General features: G+C 67.9%; 20 protein-coding genes and 1 tRNA gene. 6 read left to right on the forward strand and 15 right to left on the reverse strand.

What is annotated here, in order from left to right:
- Positions 1-6: 6 nt before the first annotated feature.
- Together BM115_RS23605 and BM115_RS23610 are read left to right on the forward strand one after the other, a co-directional pair.
- Entirely contained in the window at positions 7-1,248 is a 1,242-nt protein-coding gene (locus tag BM115_RS23605; protein ID WP_092300118.1) for an MFS transporter, read from the forward strand.
- Positions 1,245-2,396 (forward strand): MFS transporter, encoded by a 1,152-nt coding sequence (locus BM115_RS23610; protein WP_255370961.1) that lies wholly within the window; start codon positions 1,245-1,247, stop codon positions 2,394-2,396. Before BM115_RS23605 ends, BM115_RS23610 begins: the two co-directional genes overlap by 4 nt.
- A gap of 12 nt (positions 2,397-2,408) precedes the next feature.
- Here the strand turns inward: BM115_RS23610 and BM115_RS23615 are convergent, their stop codons facing one another.
- Positions 2,409-3,293, reverse strand: a complete 885-nt coding sequence (locus BM115_RS23615) for a dioxygenase family protein (protein ID WP_092300121.1) — start codon at positions 3,291-3,293, stop codon at positions 2,409-2,411.
- A gap of 314 nt (positions 3,294-3,607) precedes the next feature.
- On the opposite strand from BM115_RS23615, the gene BM115_RS23620 reads away from it, so the two are divergent.
- The 4 genes from BM115_RS23620 to BM115_RS23635 all read left to right on the forward strand — a co-directional run bounded on the left by BM115_RS23620 (position 3,608) and on the right by BM115_RS23635 (position 7,080).
- Positions 3,608-3,883 carry a hypothetical protein gene (locus BM115_RS23620; RefSeq protein WP_369823533.1) on the forward strand — a complete coding sequence of 92 codons (276 nt, stop codon included), beginning with the start codon at positions 3,608-3,610 and terminating at the stop codon, positions 3,881-3,883.
- 47 nt (positions 3,884-3,930) lie between these two features.
- On the forward strand, positions 3,931-5,241 hold the full coding sequence (locus BM115_RS23625) for an MFS transporter (protein WP_092300125.1): 1,311 nt from the start codon (positions 3,931-3,933) through the stop codon (positions 5,239-5,241).
- Between the two features lie 175 nt (positions 5,242-5,416).
- Positions 5,417-6,043 (forward strand): DNA-3-methyladenine glycosylase I, encoded by a 627-nt coding sequence (locus BM115_RS23630; RefSeq protein WP_092300128.1) that lies wholly within the window; start codon positions 5,417-5,419, stop codon positions 6,041-6,043.
- 407 nt (positions 6,044-6,450) lie between these two features.
- Positions 6,451-7,080: a LysE family translocator gene (locus BM115_RS23635; RefSeq protein ID WP_092300131.1), complete on the forward strand. Its 630-nt coding sequence runs from the start codon at positions 6,451-6,453 to the stop codon at positions 7,078-7,080.
- Here BM115_RS23635 and BM115_RS23640 read toward each other — a convergent pair.
- The 14 genes from BM115_RS23640 to BM115_RS23705 form a co-directional block, all read right to left on the reverse strand.
- Positions 6,982-8,019, reverse strand: coding sequence for a cation diffusion facilitator family transporter (locus BM115_RS23640; protein WP_092300410.1), 1,038 nt, complete (start codon positions 8,017-8,019; stop codon positions 6,982-6,984). The genes BM115_RS23635 and BM115_RS23640 overlap by 99 nt on opposite strands.
- 167 nt (positions 8,020-8,186) lie before the next feature.
- Positions 8,187-8,262 (reverse strand) — tRNA-Ala (locus BM115_RS23645).
- A gap of 77 nt (positions 8,263-8,339) precedes the next feature.
- Positions 8,340-10,061, reverse strand: a complete 1,722-nt coding sequence (gene soxB, locus BM115_RS23650) for a thiosulfohydrolase SoxB (RefSeq protein WP_092300134.1) — start codon at positions 10,059-10,061, stop codon at positions 8,340-8,342.
- 19 nt (positions 10,062-10,080) lie between these two features.
- Positions 10,081-10,776, reverse strand: a complete 696-nt coding sequence (soxX, locus tag BM115_RS23655; protein WP_092300137.1) for a sulfur oxidation c-type cytochrome SoxX — start codon at positions 10,774-10,776, stop codon at positions 10,081-10,083.
- Between the two features lie 16 nt (positions 10,777-10,792).
- Positions 10,793-11,632, reverse strand: a complete 840-nt coding sequence (gene soxA / locus BM115_RS23660; RefSeq protein ID WP_092300140.1) for a sulfur oxidation c-type cytochrome SoxA — start codon at positions 11,630-11,632, stop codon at positions 10,793-10,795.
- Positions 11,633-11,767: 135 nt separating this feature from the next.
- Positions 11,768-12,241 carry a DsrE family protein gene (locus BM115_RS23665; protein WP_092300143.1) on the reverse strand — a complete coding sequence of 158 codons (474 nt, stop codon included), beginning with the start codon at positions 12,239-12,241 and terminating at the stop codon, positions 11,768-11,770.
- A 22-nt stretch (positions 12,242-12,263) separates the two neighbouring features.
- Positions 12,264-12,575, reverse strand: a complete 312-nt coding sequence (soxZ, locus tag BM115_RS23670; protein ID WP_092300146.1) for a thiosulfate oxidation carrier complex protein SoxZ — start codon at positions 12,573-12,575, stop codon at positions 12,264-12,266.
- A 76-nt stretch (positions 12,576-12,651) separates the two neighbouring features.
- Complete coding sequence (gene soxY / locus BM115_RS23675) at positions 12,652-13,107, reverse strand: thiosulfate oxidation carrier protein SoxY (protein ID WP_092300149.1); 456 nt, start codon at positions 13,105-13,107, stop codon at positions 12,652-12,654.
- A 120-nt stretch (positions 13,108-13,227) separates the two neighbouring features.
- Positions 13,228-13,554: a c-type cytochrome gene (locus BM115_RS23680; protein ID WP_092300152.1), complete on the reverse strand. Its 327-nt coding sequence runs from the start codon at positions 13,552-13,554 to the stop codon at positions 13,228-13,230.
- A 226-nt stretch (positions 13,555-13,780) separates the two neighbouring features.
- Positions 13,781-14,674, reverse strand: a complete 894-nt coding sequence (locus BM115_RS23685) for an EamA family transporter (RefSeq protein ID WP_092300155.1) — start codon at positions 14,672-14,674, stop codon at positions 13,781-13,783.
- Positions 14,675-14,724: 50 nt separating this feature from the next.
- A complete protein-coding gene (locus BM115_RS23690; RefSeq protein WP_092300158.1) occupies positions 14,725-16,017 on the reverse strand; it encodes an NAD(P)/FAD-dependent oxidoreductase in 1,293 nt (430 codons plus the stop codon).
- A gap of 10 nt (positions 16,018-16,027) precedes the next feature.
- Positions 16,028-16,432, reverse strand: coding sequence for a c-type cytochrome (locus BM115_RS23695; RefSeq protein WP_255370962.1), 405 nt, complete (start codon positions 16,430-16,432; stop codon positions 16,028-16,030).
- Positions 16,433-16,453: 21 nt separating this feature from the next.
- Positions 16,454-17,269, reverse strand: a complete 816-nt coding sequence (locus BM115_RS23700; RefSeq protein ID WP_255370963.1) for a BON domain-containing protein — start codon at positions 17,267-17,269, stop codon at positions 16,454-16,456.
- 186 nt (positions 17,270-17,455) lie between these two features.
- The gene (locus tag BM115_RS23705; protein WP_092300167.1) at positions 17,456-18,043 is read right to left on the reverse strand and encodes a phosphoheptose isomerase; all 588 of its coding nucleotides are present in this window, start codon (positions 18,041-18,043) and stop codon (positions 17,456-17,458) included.
- Positions 18,044-18,045 lie beyond the last annotated feature (2 nt).

The raw sequence follows: 18,045 nt of genomic DNA on the forward strand, positions 1-18,045 counted from the left end.
CGCGCCATGACCACCATCGACGCCCCCGCCGTACCCACCGCTGCGCCCCCGCCCCGCCATATCGTCTGGACGCTCGGCCTGACCGAGATCATCAGCTGGGGCACGCTCTATTTCACGTTCACGGTCTTCATCGACCCGATGCACCAGTCGCTGGGCCTCGGCAAGCCGTTCCTGGCCGGCGGGTTCTCGCTCGGGCTGCTGGTCTGGGCGCTGTGCTCGTTCGCCGTGGGCCGGCTGCTGGACCGCGTGCCGGCGCGCAAGGTGATGGGATGCGGCTCCGTGCTGGCGGCCATCGGCCTGTTGCTGTGGGCGTGGTCGCCCTCGCCGACGATGTTCCTGCTGATGTGGATTCCGCTCGGGCTGGCCATGGCGTCCACGCTCTATGAACCCGCCTTCGTGGTGCTGCGCCAGGCGTATGGCGATGGCTACCAGAAGCCGATCGTCCACGTGACGCTGCTGGCCGGCTTCGCCAGCACGATCTTTATCCCGCTCGGCCAGTGGCTGGTACTGCACCTGGGCTGGCGCGGCACGCTGGTGATCTTCGCCGCGCTGAACCTGTTCGTCTGCGCGCCCCTGCATGCGCGGCTGCGCTACACGGCGCATGCCACCTACGCGTCCGCGCAGGCTGGCGGGCCACTTGCCGGCGCCGGCGGGCCCGGCATCGCGCGGCTGACGCTGCGCCAGCCCGTGTTCTGGGCCGTGGTGCTGGCCTTCACGGCGACGGCCGTAGTCGCCTCGCTGCTCGGCGCGCACCTGATCCCGATGCTGACCGAGAAGGGCATGCCGGTGGGACAGCAGCTCATCGTGGCGGCGCTGATCGGCCCCGCGCAGGTGGCCGGCCGGCTGGCCATGGCGCGCCTGCCGATCCACCACCCGGTGCGGCTGTCGATGCCGGTCTACTGCCTGATGGGTGCCGGGCTGCTCTGCTTCGCGCTCGGCCACGGCTACTGGCTGATGCTGGCCGCCGTGCTCTATGGCTGCGCCAATGGCGTCAACACCATGCTGCGCGCGATGGCCATGCCCGAGCTGATCTCCCGCCACCACTACGCCACGCTGAACGGGCTGATGATGACGCCGGTCCTGATCATGCAGGCCGCCGCGCCGTGGTTCGGCGCGCTGCTGTGGCGCGCCGCCGGCGGTTACTGGCTGATGCTGTGGGTGATGGTGGCGCTGGCCGTGGGCGCGCTGCTGGCGTTCGGCTTCGCCCTGCACAAGCGCGGGCTGCTGCGCCCGGAGGCCGCCGCATGAGCGATGTCTCCCGCGCCACGCGCGGCACCATGGCGCTGTTCTTCGTCAACGGCGCCACCTTCGCCACCTGGGGCGTCCACATCCCGACCATCAAGGCGCGCTTCGGGCTATCGGACGCCATGCTCTCCTTCGCCATGCTGGCCGTGGCCGGCGGCGCCATCCTGGCGATGGGCCCGGTCGGCCGCTGGGTGGCGCGGCTGGGCAGCGGGCGGGCCTCGATGCTGGGCGGCGTGGCGTTCGCGCTCTGCACGCTCGGCATCCTCGCCATGCCTGCCTTCACGCTGCTGCTGCCGATGCTGCTCCTCTTCGGCATGGCCAACGCCGCGTTCGACGTGTCGATGAACGCGCAGGCCGCCACGGTGGAGGCCAGCCGCCCCCGGCCCGTGATGTCGGCCCTGCACGGCATGTTCAGCCTAGGCGGCATGGCCGGGGCGGCATTCGGCGGACTGATGCTGACGCTGGGCGTGCCGCCGCTGGCCCATGCGGCGATGATCGCGGCCATGACGGCGCTGACCGCCGTGGGCGTTGCGGGCGGGCTGCTGGCCGATCATCCGGCCATGCCGACGACCGACCATCACCATCGCGCGCACGCTTCCCGCGCGCTCTGGCTGCTTGGGCTGATGGCGTTCCTCGGGCTGGTCGGCGAAGGGGCGATGTACGACTGGACGGCGGTCTATATGCGCGATGTGGCGGAAGCCCCGCTCGGCTGGATCAGCTTTGGCTACGCCACGTTCTCGGGCGGCATGGCCTGTGGGCGCTTTGGCGGCGACCTGCTGCGCGCGCGCTTTGGCGATGCCCGCACGCTGACCGGCAGCGCCTGGCTCGGCTTTGCCGGCATCGCGCTGGCCATCGCGGCGCCGTGGCCGGTGCCGACGCTCATCGGCTTCAGCCTGATGGGGCTGGGCGCGGCCAATATGGTGCCGATCTTCTTCGTGGCGGCGTCGCGCCTGCCCGGCGTGACCGCTGCCGAGGGCATCGCGCGCGTGGCGCGCTTCGCCTATGTGGGATTGCTGCTGGGGCCGGTGCTGATCGGCGGGGTGGCGCACCTGGCCAACCTGCGCTTCGGGCTGGCCGTGGTGGCGGTGACGATGGGGGTGATCGCGCTGTTCGGGGCGCGCGCCGCGCGGCGGTATCTCACGCCGCGCTAGCCCGAAGGAAGATCAGGCGGCCTGCCGAGCGGGGGCGCTGCCCGCGCCCTGCCCCTCGAACACGAAGGTGTCCATGGCAAGCACGCCGTAGGTGACTTCATCCGCGATGCGATCGACCTGGGCCTGCCCATCGGTCGCCGATGCAGGGCCGAGCGCCGCGCCCAGCGCCACGAAGAACGGCAGCAGGTGTTCGTCGGTCGGGTGCGCGCGGCGGGCGAATGGCGCGTTGTCCCGGTAGCCGGCGATCCGGCTGGTATCGCCGGTGGCCAGCGCTTCGTCCAGCGCGTCTTTCATCCAATCGCGGAATGCATCGACATAGGGCTCGGTCTCCGGGCCATGCTGGGCCTTGCGCCCGCCCCCGAACACTTCCTGCAGGTTATGCGTGAAGCTGCCCGAGCCGATCACGATCACGCCTTCATCGCGCAACGGTGCCAGCGCACGGCCGATTTCGATCTGCGTGGCGGGGCTCAGGTACGGGTTCAGCGCAAGCTGCAGGACCGGCAGGTCGGCGTCCGGGAAAAAGTGACGCATCGGCATCCAGGCGCCGTGGTCGAGCGGACGATCGGCGTCCTCGGCCACGTAGCAGACGCCCTCCACGCCGGCGGCTTCGACCAGCACCTTGACCCGGGCGGCCACGTCCGGGGCGCCGGGCGCGTCGTAGCGGAGCGCGTACAACTCGCGCGGAAAGCCGCCGAAGTCGTGCCACGCCTCCTGGCGCGTGCGCGTGCCGACGACCAGCGTGCTGTAGATCCAGTGTGCCGAGATCACCAGCACCGCCTTGGGCTGGCGCGCGCGCAGGCGTTCGCCCAGCGCATCGAATGCGGCGCCCGTGGGGCCGGGGTCGATCGCCAGCATCGGCGATCCGTGTGACACGTAAATGGCGGGAAGCGTGCTCATGGCCTTCAATCCTTTTGTCCAACTGCATGAAGTTTGGCAACAATGGCCGCCCCCGGCGTACCCCGATTGCGGATACCTCGTGCAAATTTTCTGAACATCGGACCGTGCGCGTCACACCCGCCTCGCCACCGCGTTGGATAGCGCACACAGGCCGACAGCGTAGGCCCGCGCCTGACGGCAGGCATATGGCGATTGGGCCTATGATGGCGAAAAGCCTGCGATCCCCGGATCGCCTCCCCAAGCTGCCTCGGACCGGCCCACCGGCGAACATCGTGTTCAAGCCCCACGCTCCCCTTCACGCCCTGCCCCACGCGCTGTGGTGGCAGCCGGGCGTCTATGGCAGCGGGCCCGCCGTGGTGTTGTGGATCGTGGCGCGGCTGCCGGCGGACACCCTGGCCGCCGTCTTCGGCACGCCGCTGGCCCCCGCACTGTTCAACCACGCCGGCGACACCGTCTTCGTCACCGGCTGGATCGCCAGCGCGCTCTGGCTGTGGTTCACGCGCAAGAAACCGGCCCCGCCGGCGCAGAATGACGCCGTCACGGCGGTACCTGATCCCTCCCAACCGCACACCCAAACCCGGCAAATGTAAGGATTCGCTTAAGATGGCGGCTGTTTTCACCGTCATAGAAAAGTGTAATGTCCGTCACAGCTGCCACTGCCAATGACCTGTCCAAAGCCACCCGACGACGCGCGATCCTCGCCGCGACCATCGGCAACGGCCTGGAATGGTTCGATTTCACCGTCTACAGCTTCTTCGCGGTCATCATCGCCAAGCTGTTCTTCCCCACCGGCGACGACCTCACCTCGTTCCTGCTGACCGTAGCCACCTTCGGCGTGGGCTTCTTCATGCGGCCCGTGGGCGCCATCGTGCTCGGCGTCTACGCCGACCGTGTCGGCCGCAAGGCGGCGCTGACGCTGACCATCCTGCTGATGGCGCTCGGCACGGCCATCATCGGCCTGGCGCCCACTTACGACAGCATCGGCCTCTGGGCCCCGGCGCTGATCGTGGTGGCGCGGCTGATCCAGGGCTTCTCGGCCGGCGGCGAGGTCGGGGGCGCCACGGCGTTCCTGATCGAGCACGCACCGGACGAGGAGCGCGGCGCCTATGCCAGCTGGCAGCAGGCCAGCCAGGGCATCTCGTTCATGCTCGGCGCGGCGATGGGTGCGCTGGTGACCAATGGCCTGAGCCCGGAGCAGATCGATGCCTGGGGCTGGCGCATTCCGTTCCTGTTCGGGCTGCTGATCGGTCCCGTGGGCATGTACATCCGCTCGCATCTGGAAGAGCCGCCCGAGTTCGAGGCGCGCCAGGCCGAACGTCGCAAGAACAATGTGAAGTTCTCGCCGCTCTCGCAGGTGCTGCGCGACCATCCGCGCGAAGTACTGGCCGGCCTGGGCGTGACCATCCTCTGGACGGTCTGCACCTACGTGCTGGTGTTCTACATGCCGTCGTACGCCAAGCAGCAGCTCGGCCTGCCGCTGGGCGCGACGTTCCAGTCGACCGCGATCTGCGGCGCCATCATCCTGGTGCTGTGCCCGCTGATGGGCATGCTGTCCGACCGCGTCGGCCGCAAGCGCATGCTGACCGTGGTGGCGGTGGCCATCGGCGCGCTGGCCTACCCGCTGTTCCACTGGCTCAACGTGTCGCCGACCACGGCCACGCTGCTCCAGGTGCAGATCGTGCTGGGCATCCTGCTGGCCGCGTTCACCGGCCCGGCCCCGGCCGTGCTGGCCGAGCAGTTCCCGACCGAGGTGCGCTCCACCGGCCTCTCGCTGGCCTATAACTTCGCCGTGACGATCTTCGGCGGCTTCGCCCCCCTGATCGTGACGTGGCTGATCACGTCGACGCAAAACAAGCTTGCGCCGGCCTACTACGTGATTGCCGCCGCGATGATCAGCATCGTGGCGCTGGCGTTCATGCACGACCGCACGGGCAAGCGGCTCGCCTGAGCGCGCTGCAGGGTCGTAGAAAGTCAGAAGGCCAACCCTCGGGTTGGCCTTTTTTGTGTCCGCTTTTTGTGTCCGCTTTACATGTCCGATTCCGGCTTCCGCAAATCCGCAGGTGCGGGCATGATCCCAGCCAAAGCGCCAGCGCGCGCCGTCCACCCCATCAGGAGCTTCACGCATGACATCGACAGAGACCGCCTCGCAGCCCCGGGTACGCTGCAGCTGGTGCGGGACGATCGAGGATTATTGCCACTACCACGACCACGAATGGGGTTTCCCGGTCGATAACGATCGGCGCCTGTTCGAGAAACTGTGCCTGGAGGGCTTCCAGTCCGGGCTGAGCTGGCTGACGATCCTGCGTAAACGTGAGAATTTTCGCAAGGCATTCGCCAATTTCGAGATCGACAAGGTCGCCCGGTTTACGGAGCGCGACGTGGAGCGGCTGCTGGGCGACGCCGGCATCATCCGCCATCGGGGCAAGATCGAGGCCGCCATCCACAACGCCCAGCGCGCGCAGGATCTGCTGAAGACCGAACCCTCGCTGGCGGCCTATTTCTGGAAGTTCGAGCCGGACCCGAAGTCGCGGCCGAAGAAAGTCACGCCGGCCGTGCTGCGCGAGATGACGACGTCGCCGGAGTCCGTGGCGCTCTCGAAGGACCTGAAGAAGCGCGGCTGGAAGTTCGTCGGCCCGACCACGATGTATGCGCTGATGCAGGCCATGGGCCTGGTCAACGATCATTTCGAAGGCTGTGCGACCCGCGCCGAGGTGCTGAAGGCCCGCAAGGCCTTCAAGGTGCCGCGCTGATCCTCGCCGGAAGGCTGGCTGGAAGCCGATCCATCCACAGCGCTTTTCTGTTTCGGCAACGGTGCGTATACGTATACAGATATTGTTTACGTATGCATAAATAGTAGTAGTAGGTAAACGTCGCCCCTGGCCGTTGATAAGCCGGCTTTTCCCTTTCCCGTCAGGGGCTTGGAAAAAAGACAACCTAGGGGCGGCGCACCGCGTATACGTGGACAACCGCCTCGCGCCCGGTTTCATCCCCCGCCACGCCGCCGAGATATCCGTATACCGCCCACATGCGGCCCCCAGGCAGGCCACAGGCAATCCATGTGGTTGTCCCCAAGGCGTAGCGAAGATGTCCACAGGGCCCGTGCATGCGGGCAGGGATCGGGGCACACTGGCGGTTCGCTGCCGAAGGAGCCCCCGCGATGGATGCCACTACCCTCTTTCTCTACCTGATTGCGGTCGCCGCCGTGATGGTCACGCCCGGCCCGACCATGCTGCTCGCGCTGAGCAACGGCGCCACGCGGGGCATGCGGGTGGCCGCCTGCGGCATCGCCGGCGCGGCGCTGGCCGACCTGATCCTGATCGGCGCGGTCGGCTGCGGGCTGGGCGCCTTGCTGCTGGCGTCCGAGCAGTGGTTCACCATCATCAAGTGGATGGGCGCCGCCTACCTGCTCTACCTGGCGTGGGGGATGTGGCGCGCGCCAACGCAGGCGCTGGTGGCCACCTCCGGCGCGGCCTCGGCCAGCGGCCGGGCGGCGTTCTTCCGGGCGCTATTCGTGGCGCTCTCCAACCCCAAGACGCTGCTGTTTACCTCGGCCTTCGTGCCGCAGTTCGTCCACGCGGACAAGCCGGTGGCGCTGCAATACACGATCCTGGCGGTCATCGCCGCGCTGATGGACATCCTGATGATGTCGATCTACGCGTACGGCGGACGCCACGCCATGCGCACGCTGTCAGCGCGCGCCGTGCAGTGGATCAACCGGAGCTGCGCCGGCATGCTCGCCTTCCTGGCGGTCGGCCTGAGCCTCTACCGCCGCAGCGACCTGCGCTGACGAGGGGGCCGGGTCCGGGGCCGGCACCGGGTCCACGTGGGTCATCACGTTAAGGACATCGTCGCGCAGCATGGCGCGGCGGCGGGCCTCGGTAGCGATGGCGTGACCGCGCTCCACGGTCAGGTCGGCGCGGATCTCCAGGTGGACATCAACCAGCACCATATCCCCCATCTTGCGCGTCTTGAGGTCGTGCAGGCCGAGCACCCCGGGGGTGTCGAGCATGGCGGCGCGCAGGGCGGCCACCACGTCGTCATCGGCGGCGCGGTCCATCAGGTCGCTCAGGGCCGTCCAGCCGAACTGCAGCCCCATGCGCGCCACCACCAGCCCGACGACGATGGCCGCCACGGGGTCCAGGATGTGATAACCGAGCAGGTTCCCGCCGATGCCGAGCGCCACCACCAGCGACGACGCCGCATCGGACCGCGCATGCCAGGCATTGGCCACCAGCATGCTCGAGCGCACGCGCTCCGCCACGCGGAGCATGTAGCGGAACAGCAGTTCCTTGAAGATCAGCGTGGCGATGGCCACCCATAGCGCAATCGCCTTCACCGGCTGCACCCCTTCGGGATGCTGGATCTTGCCGATGGCCGCCCAGAGCATGCCCACCCCCACCGCCAGCAGGATGGCCCCCAGCGCCAGCGACGCCGCGGTCTCGAAGCGCTGATGCCCGTACGGGTGATCGGTATCCGGATCCTTGCTGCCGTGATGCCCGGCGAACAACACGAGGAAATCCGAAACCAGATCGGAAAGGGAGTGAATGGCGTCCGCCACCAGCGCCTGGGACCCCGCCACCACGCCGATAAACCCCTGCGCGATGGTCAGGACCACATTGACGGCCACGCTGACAAGGGTGCTACGCCGGCCGGCCTGGGCGCGGGCGGCGGGGTCGGTGGCGGCGTTGCCGATGCCTGGCGCTGTGTGTTCCGGGGATTTGGGCATGTGCATGGGAGGAAACTATACGCTCTGCGATTCGGCGAACGACCGGATGGCGAATCTCAACGATGCGGACGCACGGACGCATTGGGATTCTAGCGATTCAGAATCCCCCAAAGCAAAACAACGCACCACATCTCTCGACGTAGTGCGTTGTTTCGTAAGACAAATCCTGGTGGACCGAAGGAGGATCGAACTCCCGACCTCTGCATTGCGAACGCAGCGCTCTCCCAGCTGAGCTATCGGCCCGTGACGGACGATTCTAACCGAACTCCGCGCGGGGTATCAATTGCGTCCGCCCAACACTGCACATCGGAGAAAGGACCTCAGCCCATCATTCCGGGGTTGCCGTCCATGCCGCGCACGGTGGGCAGGTTCAGCGGCCGGGCGCTAACTTCCTTGTTCGATCGCAGCCACTGCGCCATGACGTCCCACACCGGGGGGCCGCCCGTTTGGCGGGCTTCCTCGGCCACCGGGGCCCAGCCGGCTACCTTGTAGGTCTTGCCGGCGTCGAGCGGACGGCCGGCCAGGCGCATGTCGCTGATGCGCTGGCCCATGGGCTGGTTCGGGTCGATGGTGTACTGCAGCCCGCCCACGCGCACCATGTCGCCGCCCTGTTGGTAGTACGGGTCCGGATTGAACAGGTTGTCCGCCACGTCCTCGAGCACGGTCTTGATGGTCTCGCCGGTCATCGCCGTCACCGTGGTGTACGGGTAGGTGATGGCGGTCTGGTCCATCAGCGCCTCCATGGTGATCGGCTCGCCCGGCACCAGCGTCGTGCCCCAGCGGAAGCCCGGGGAGAAGGCGATTTCGGCGTCCTGCACCGCCATCAGGCCGTCCAGGATCAGTTGGTCGAAGGTGCCGTTGAAGTTGCCGCGCCGGTATAGCAGGCCGCGGTTCACGGCCAGGACCTCGCCGAGCTTGGCTTCGTAGGGGGCGCGCACCTTGCGGATCAGCGCGTCCATGTCCGGGTCGGCGGGCAGGAAATTGGCGAAGACCGGCAGCAGCTTGTATCGGAAATCGACGACTTTGCCATTCCGTACGTCGAAATCCAGCACCCCCAGGAACTTGCCGTTCGAGCCCGCGTTGGTGACCAGCGTGGTCCCGCCCGGGTTCTTCACCGGCACCGGCGCCGGCACGCCGTCGTGGGTGTGGCCGCCCAGGATGGCGTCCAGTCCGCGCACGCGCGAGGCCAGCTTCAGGTCCACATCCATGCCGTTGTGCGACAGCAGCACCACCACCTGGGCGCCCTTGCCGCGCACGTCGTCAATCACCTGTTGCAGGCTTTCCTCCTGGATGCCGAAGGTCCAGTCGGGCACGAGGTAGCGCGGGTTGGCGATGGGCGTGTACGGGAACGCCTGGCCGATGATGGCCACCGGCACGCCGTTCATGTGCCGGATCACGTACGGATCGAACACCGGATCGCCGAAATCGTTGGTCTTCACGTTCTGCGCGAGGAAGGACACGCGGTCCTTGAAATCCTTGCCGACGATTTCCTTCACGCGGTCCGCGCCGAGCGTCATCTCCCAGTGCGGCGTCATCACGTCCACGCCAAGTTGCAGCGCGGCATCGACCATGTCCTGGCCCTGGGTCCACAGCGCGGTGGCCGAGCCCTGCCAGGTGTCGCCGCCATCCAGCAGCAGCGCGCCGGGGCGGCTGGCGCGCAGGCGCTTGACCAGTGTGGCGAGGTGGGCAAACCCGCCGACCTTGCCGTAGCGGCGCGCGGCCTCGGTGAAATCGATCGAGGTGAACGCGTGCGCGGCCGGTGTGCCCGGGCGGATGCCGTACTGGCGCAGGAACGCCTCGCCCACCAGATGCGGCGGCTTGCCCGCCCACGGCCCCACGCCAACGTTCACGCTCGGCTCGCGGAAGTGCACGGGCCGCAACTGGGCGTGGCAATCGGTGAAATGCAGCAGGTGGACGTTGCCGTGGCGCGGCACGTCGTAGAACTGCTGGGCGGCGCGGGCGGCCTGGGCCTCGCCGGCGGGCAAGGCCATGCCGCCCGCGCCGGCCACGGCCAGCACCTGCAGGAATTCGCGTCGATTCATGCCCGGAGCCGCGCCGGCCTTACTGGTTGACCGGCGATGCCGGGTCCAGCAGCAGCGCCATCACGTCGCGGATCTGTTGCTCGGTCAGGATGCCCTTGTGGCCAAAGCGCGGCATGTTGGAGCAGGCGCTGTAGGCGTTGGAGTCCCAGATCTTGCCCCAGGTGTACTTCACCACCTCCGGCGAATTGCCGCGCAGCTTGCCGTACTGGTACAGCGACGGGCCGATATTGCCGAATGAGATCTCGGCCTTGGTCATCTGGTGGCAGGCGTAGCAGTTGCCGCCGTTCACGCCGCCCACCGGGTCGGTGAACTGCATGCCACGGCCATTCTGGGCGATCTTCTCGCCCTCCTTCCAGTCGCCGATCCAGTTGCTGTCGGCCGGATACTTCACCTGCTTCAGCTCGGCCGCTTCCACCTTCTTGGCGATGGTGGCCGGCACGCGCGTGCGGTCCGGGTACTGGCTGCAGGCCTTCTGGGCGCCATCCTGGTTGATCACGCCCTCCACCGTGGCGGGGCCCTTCGAGGTGAAGGAGCTTTCGATCATCTGGCGCACGTCGGCGTCGGTGACCTTGGCGGTGGTGGCCGCGCTGGCCGACTTGGTGGCGCGGGCGGGCTTGGCGGCATCCTGGGCCAGGGCCGACAGGCTGAACGTGGCCATGGCAGCCAGGGCCAGGGTAGCGACGGCGGTCAGCGCCATCGATTGGTATCGCGTCATCGTGTGCTCTCCGTGCTCAGCGCTTCATGTTGGGACCGTCGTACGTGCCGCCGTTGGCGTTTTTCGCCAGGAACATCGACAGGGCGGTGATCACGTCGGAGCCATAGGCGGGCTCGGGAAAGCGCTGCTGGCGCAGGCAGTCGTAGATCCGATGCTGCATGGTGCGGACCTCGCCCTGCGAGACGCGGTATGCCGGCCACGTGGTGTACGCGGCCTGGGCGCCCTTCGACTCCAGCAGGTTCGGCAGGTCCTGGAGGCGGATGCGCTGGCCGTCCACGGCGTGGCAGGTGGCGCAAGCGAAGTCGTAGGCGCCGCCCCGGTAGAAGAACATCTTCTGGCCGAGCGCGTAGACGCGCTTTTCCTCGGGGTGCGTGAGTTGCACGTTCATCTTCACGCCGCGCGACTCGCCGGTCAGGTAAGACGCCAGCCGCTCGATGTCGGACGACTTGCCCGATGCCGAGAACGGCTGCTTCGTCGCCTCTTCCTGGGTCAGGCCCTGCAGCGTCACCCGGCACCAGGCCAGGCGTTGCTCGAGGTCCATCACCTTGTTGGCGTCCTTGAAGTAGCGCGGCAGCTCGGCGTAGGCGCCCTTGGTCACGCCCGGGCCCTTGCCCAGGTCGCACTGTTCGAGCGAGGCGTTCTTCGGCCCGGCCGGCTTCTTCCACAGTTCCTCGCCGGCGGCTTCCCAGAGTTCGGCGGGATTGCCTTCGGCCAGCATCTGGCGATACTTGGCGATTTCCTCGGCGGTGCTGCCCTGGGCTTGCGCCAGTTGGGCCAGCCCGGCCAGCGAGGCGGCGGCGGTGGCCATGGCGGCCAGCGCCACGGTGCCGCGCAGGCGGCGACGGGTATTGCGCATTGGGGGCTTCTCCTCGCGATGGCGCCGCCGGCGTCAGCCCTTCATCAAGAGGCTGGGCGGTGCATCACTGTTCTATTGCACTGTCCGAATGGCATCCGGCTACTTTGGCTCCTGGCCGGATGTCAGGCAAAACGATCAGGGCTTCAGGTACGCGTAGCCTTCGTCGAACTGCAGGCGGGCGATTTCCACCACGCCGGCCTGCACGATCTTGGCGTCCATCAGCAGGCTTTGCTCGGAAATCTTGCGCGCAGTCAGGGTGTTGCGGCAGACGCGGAACTCCACGCCCGACGATCCCAGCGCGCCCACGGCGGCCTCGAACGTGTTGCCGCGCGAATCCTTGGCGCCTTCCACGAGGAAGTCCACGCCGTAGCCGAACGCCACCACCACGATCTTGGTGTCCGGCGCCGCGTTCAGGTGATTGCGCAGGTTGGCCATGGCGCGCACGGCCTGGTCGATGCCCTCGGACAACTGGTACACCACCTTGACCCGTCCGCCCTTGGCGCTCTTGGCTGCCGTGCCTGCCGGGGCCGGGGCCTGCTGTGCCGCCGCCCTGGCCGAAAGGCCGATGGCAGCCAACGCCGCCGTGGCCCGAATGAATGCTCGCCGCATGCTGCTTCCTCGCTTCGCCCGATCAGGCGATGGTGGCCTCGTCGGTGCGCTTGTCGCCCCGGTTGTCGACCCAGGTCACGGTGACCTTGTCACCCTTGGCGCCGCCCTTGAACTTGAAGTTCAGGAACGGGTCCTTCGACACGGCCGGGCCGAACTGGGCGTTGAACACCTCGCGCCCCTTGTACGTGGCGATCACGGTCTGGATGTGCCAGGCCGGAATCGTCTTGCCGGCCGCATCCTTGCGCTGGCCGGTTTCCATGTCGTGCTTCATCAGAATCTTTACGTCTACGACGCCGCCGTTCTCGGTGGCGCGGACGCGCATCGGGTCTGCCATCTGGCTCTCCTGCTCGGGGTGGTTCGGGGTGGCTTGGGATAAATCGCGGAAATCGGTCCGATGGGGGGCGCAGGCGTCAGCCGCCGCAGCCGCCCAGCGTGACCTTGATTTCCTTCGATGCCACGTACCACTTGCCGCCAGCCTTGACCGCCGCGTACACGACGGACGTCTGGCCCATCTTCACGCGCGTGGAGACGAACGGCTCGGTGCCGGCCGGGATGGTGAAATCGGCCGCCAGCGTATTCGGATTCTTCTCAACCAGGATGGCGATCTGCTCGGTGTCCGGCAGCGTGCTGGTCACGGCCACGGGCACCACGGCGCCGTTCTCGGCGATATCCGGTGCATTGAACGTGATGGCGCCGCTCTTCTCGGTGCCGCTGCCGCCCAGCGCCTTGATCACATCGGCCACGCTCTTGCCGTCGAAAGCCGTCTTGTTCCACTCCGCGGCCTGCGCCTCGCTGATCAGGCCCGTGGCCGCCATCAGCGAGAGCACCGCGGATACCCGCAATACTTGTCGTCGTTTTTGATTCATGCTCTGTCCCGTACTTGCTTGCTGCCGACCCCGGTACTCATACTGCCCGCCGCTTCCGGGTCTGCCGGAAACAGCGCGGGCCGCCGGCGCTGCCGGACGGCCCGCGATACCTGATGGGGCTTACTTGGCCGGTGAGCCGGCCAGGATCCACTCCACTACCGTCTTGATATCGGCGTCGCTGACACCGGCATTCGCCGGCATCGGCACCGGGCCCCAGACGCCCGAACCGCCGCTCTTCACCTTGGCCGACAACTTGGCCAGGGCACCCTTGTCGCCCTTGTACTTGGCGGCCACTTCCTTGTAGGCCGGGCCCACCAGCTTCTTGTCCACCTGATGGCAGCCCATGCAGGCGTTCTTGTTGGCAATCTCCTGCGCACGGGCGGCGTCCACGGCGTGCGCCGAGGCAGCGGCCGCGAACAGCGCGGCGGCGATGACAAACTGCTTCATTTTGTGTTGCTCCAAACGGATTGAGCCGTGGGGACGGCAAAGGCCGCGCTTCATCGGTCGGGCGGCGCGGCACGCTCGGCCGCCGTTGGGGCGATGCCTCTGCGGGCAGGTGCGGCCAGTCCGCTATTTTGCCTCAATAATCCATCGGCCTACGGATGCGGCAGTGATAAGGGTATTCACAAAACCACGGGAAATCGCTGTCGAATCAAGGGTTAACCCCCGGATATCAACGCCGCGCCAGCCGCCGCCCTGCCCCGAGCCGCCCGCCGAACACGTTGAGCAGCAGCCCGCCCATGACCACCAGCGCGCCGAGCCATTGCGCCAGCGACAAGTCCTCGCCCAGCAGCCCGTGGGCCGAGATCAGCCCCACCACCGGCACCAGCAGCGTCAGCGGCGCCACCTTGCTGGCCGGATAGCGCGTGAGCAGCCGGCCCCACATGGTGTAGCCGAACAGCGTGGCCGCGAAGGACAGGTAGCAGATCGCCAGCACGCTCATCATCGGGATCTGGCCGAGCGCCACCGTGATCCGCGCCGGGCCTTCGAACCAGTACGAGAGCAGCGCGAACGGCACGATCGGCACCAACCCGCCCCAGACCACCAGCCCGAGCAGGTCCACCGGGCCGATTTTCTTGCTGACGATATTGCCCGAGGCCCAGCAGAACGCTGCGCACAGCGTCAGCCCGAAGCCCGCCACGCTCATGCCGCCCGGGCCGTGCGCCGCGCCGCTGCCGATCAGCGCCAGCCCGCCAGCCGCGATCGCCATGCCGGCGACGTTGTGCCAGCGCACCGGCTCGCCCAGCCACATCCCGGCAATCGCCACGGTGAAGAACACCTGAGACTGCAACACCAGCGACGCCAGCCCGGCCGGCATGCCCACCGCCATCGCGTAGAACAGGAAGGCGAACTGGCCGAGGCTGATAAACCCGCCATAGGCCAGCAGCATGCGCAGCGGAATGCGCGGGCGCGGGATGAAAAAGACGGCCGGGAATGCCACCAGGGCGAAGCGCAGCGTGCCCAGCAGCATCGGCGGCACGCCGGCGAGGCCCACCTTGATGACGACGAAGTTGACGCCCCACACCACGATGATGGCGAGGGCTAGAAGGCGGTCTTTGGCTTGCATGGTCTGTATCGGGGGCGGCGTGTCACGGAGGCGCAACACACCGGAACCCGCTAGCCTACCAGCACCTCGCCCAGCATGTCGGACCAGATGCTGCGCGCCCAGGCCCATGCGTAGCGCCCTTCGAGCGCATTCGGGGCTGTGGATAACCCGCCGGCGCCGGGCACCGTGACCATCGTCCGCTCGGCCGCGTCGTAGCGATGGACGCTGGCGATGTGGATGGCCTCGTCGGCGGACGTGAAGCTGTAGCAGGTGTTTGTATACAGTGGGGTCGGGTCGGGCGCCTGCCCGGCCAGCAGCTGGAGGATGGCGGCGGCGGCCACCTTGCCGTGCTGGTTGGCCATGGTGCCGGACTTCGGCATCAGCGGCGCGATTTGCACGGCATCGCCCAGTACGTGGATCTCGGGCGCCACGCGCGAGGCCATGGTCAGGAAATCGACCTCGCACCAGCGGCCATTGGCCGTGGCGAGCCCGGTGGACACCGCGAGGGCCCCGGCGCGTTGCGGCGGGATCAGGTTGACCACGTCGGCGCGCTCGTCGTCCTGGACCTCGAACTTGAGGGTGCGCGTGGCGGGGTCCACGTCCACGGTCTCGTGCTGGGGGCGGTAGTCGATCATGCCCCGGTAGCGGGTCTCCCAGACCTGCCGGAACAGCGCGCCCTTGGAGGTGATGTCCGGATTGGCGTCGAAAATCAGCACTTTGCTGCGCGGCTTGTGCGTGCGCAGGTAGTCCGCGACGAGGCAGGCGCGCTCGTACGGGCCGGGCGGGCAGCGGTACGGGGCGAGTGGAATGGTGATGGCGAAGGTGCCGCCGTCGCGCATCGCCGCCAACTGGCGGAACAGCGCGTCGGTCTGCGGGCCGGCCTTCCAGGCGTGCAGGATCTGGTCCCCGCCGGGCTGCGCCAGGCCGGGAATCGCACTGGACTGCATCTCCACGCCGGGCGACAGCACGAGGCGGTCGTAGCGCAGCGTGGCGCCGCCGGCCAGCCGCACGGTGCGCGCAGCGGGGTCGATCGCAAGCGCCGTATCGCGCACATGTCGCACGCCATGCCGGCGTACCAGCGCGTCATAGGGGAGTGTGATGTCGGCCATGCCGCGCTGGCCGCCGACCACGAGATTCGAGAGTGGGCAGGAGACGAACGCCGCGTCGGGTTCGACCAGCGTCACATCCACGGCGCCCCGGCTCCAGTGGCGCAGGTAGCGCGCGGCCGTTGCCCCGCCAAAGCCGCCGCCGATGACCACCACCCGGGCCGGCGCGGCAGCGCGGGCCTGGCGCGGGGTCAGCATGCCCAGCGCGGCGGCGCCGCCGAGCGATCCCAATATTCCCAAAGCGGCGCGTCGGCGCATGAGGTTCTTCTTATTTTTGATCGGCGAACCAGGACGCGATGCCGAGGATCTCCGTATCGCTATAGCCCTTGGCGATCTGCGGCATCACGGTGCCCGGCAGCTTGCCGTTCTTGTAGTTGAGCATCAGTTCGACGAGTTCCGCGCGGGGCCGGCCGGCGAGTCCCGGGACGGGACTATCGGCCGGCGCGCGACCGTCGGGACCATGGCAGGCCGCGCACGAGGCGGCCTGGTTGCGCGCCTGCTGCATGCGCGCCGACTGCGCCTCCACTGTGGTGCGCGCCTCGCTGGCCGGGCCGGACGTGCCGGTCTGGGCGAACGCCGCCCCAATCGTGGCGATGGCCGCCAGCGCCACCCATCCGCCAATCCAGAAGGCCAGCCGTGCGGTGGACATCTTGTGGCGAGGGAGGGGGCGCATGGTTCAGCTCCTTGGGGAGACCTACGGCAGGTTGCGGCCCGGCGGCAGCGCCGTCGGGGACGATACAGGGGCCGCGACCGGCGCCGTCGTAACGGTGCCAGCCGGCGCATCGGAGGTCACCGGCGCGTTCGGCGCGGTACCGGGCACGGTCTGCACCGGCGCCGGCGTACCCACGGACTGGCTGCCCGAATCCGGATTCTGCGAGCTGGCGGTGGCGTCCAGGCGGGCGCGCTCGGCCTCGCTGACGTAGTCGAATGCCTTGACCACCTTCTGCACGCCGCTGGCGTTACGGGCCACGTCGGTGGCGCGGTCACCCTCGGCGGCAGTGACCACGCCCATCAGGTAGACCACGCTCTTGTCGGTGGTCACCTTGATCGAATTGGCCGGCACGCCATCGGCCGTCACCAGGAAGGTCTTGACCTTGCTGGTCAGGTAGGCGTCGTTGCTACGAGCCATGAAGCCCGGCGTGGAAGCCACTTCGAGTTCGTTGATCACCTCGCGCGCATTCGGCAGGCTCTTCACGTACTGCTCCACCTGCTGCTTGGTATTGGCGTTGTTGGCCTCGCCCACCAGCAGCACCTTGCGGTTGAACACGGCGGCGTCCACGCGGGCCTGGCCGCTGTACTTGGCGTCCAGCGTGTTGTCGATCTCGAGCTGCAGGCCACGGTCGATGGCCTGGGTGCCGGTGGGACGGCGGTCCGTGGCCATGACCACGCCCGTGCCGACCGCGCCGGCCAGCACCGGGAAGCAGCCGGCGAGTTGCGTGGCCGACACCAGCAGCGCGGCCACGGTGATGGCCGTGCGCGCCACGCGCGCCGGAGTGGTCTTCTGGGTCATTGCGGTGGTTGCGGTCGTTACGTTAGTCATGCGGTCCTTGGCTGGATACGGAATGATGCGGAAATATGACGAAACCGGCGCGGCGCTGTGGATGACTCTGTGGATGACGCCGCAATTCCTGTGAATATCTTGGGCAAATCCTGTGGATAACGCGGGATAACCACCCCGCTCCCTATCCGCCAGGCCCTATGCCTCGCCCAGCAGCGCCTCGTCGATCCCGTCGCAAAGGCAATGCAGCGTCAGCAGGTGCACTTCCTGGATGCGCGGGGTGCGGTCGCTCGGCACGCACAGGTGGATGTCGAACTCGTCCAGCAGCGTGGCGATCTTGCCGCCGCCCTTGCCGGTCAGCGCCACCACGCTCATGTCGCGCTGGCGCGCCGCCTGGATGGCCGCGATCACATTCGCCGAATTGCCGGAGGTGGAGAGCGCCAACAGGATGTCGCCGGGCTGGCCCAGCGCCTCCACCTGCTTGGAGAACACCACCGTGAAATCGTAGTCGTTGCCGATGGCGGTCAGGATGGAGCTGTCCGTGGTCAGGGCAATCGCCGCCAGCCCGGGCCGCTCCCGCTCGAAGCGGCCGATCAGTTCGGCGGCGAAGTGCTGGGCGTCGGCGGCCGACCCGCCATTGCCGCAGACGAGGATCTTGTTCCCACTGGTCAGCGCGGCCACCATGCGCTCCACCGCCGCGTCGATATGCGGCGCCATCAGCGTGGCGGCCTGCCGCTTGGTGTCCGCGCTGTCCAGGAAATGCTGTTCGATACTTTCAATACTCATGG

It is taken from the genome of Cupriavidus sp. OV096 (assembly GCF_900115455.1).
Classification (GTDB): domain Bacteria; phylum Pseudomonadota; class Gammaproteobacteria; order Burkholderiales; family Burkholderiaceae; genus Cupriavidus.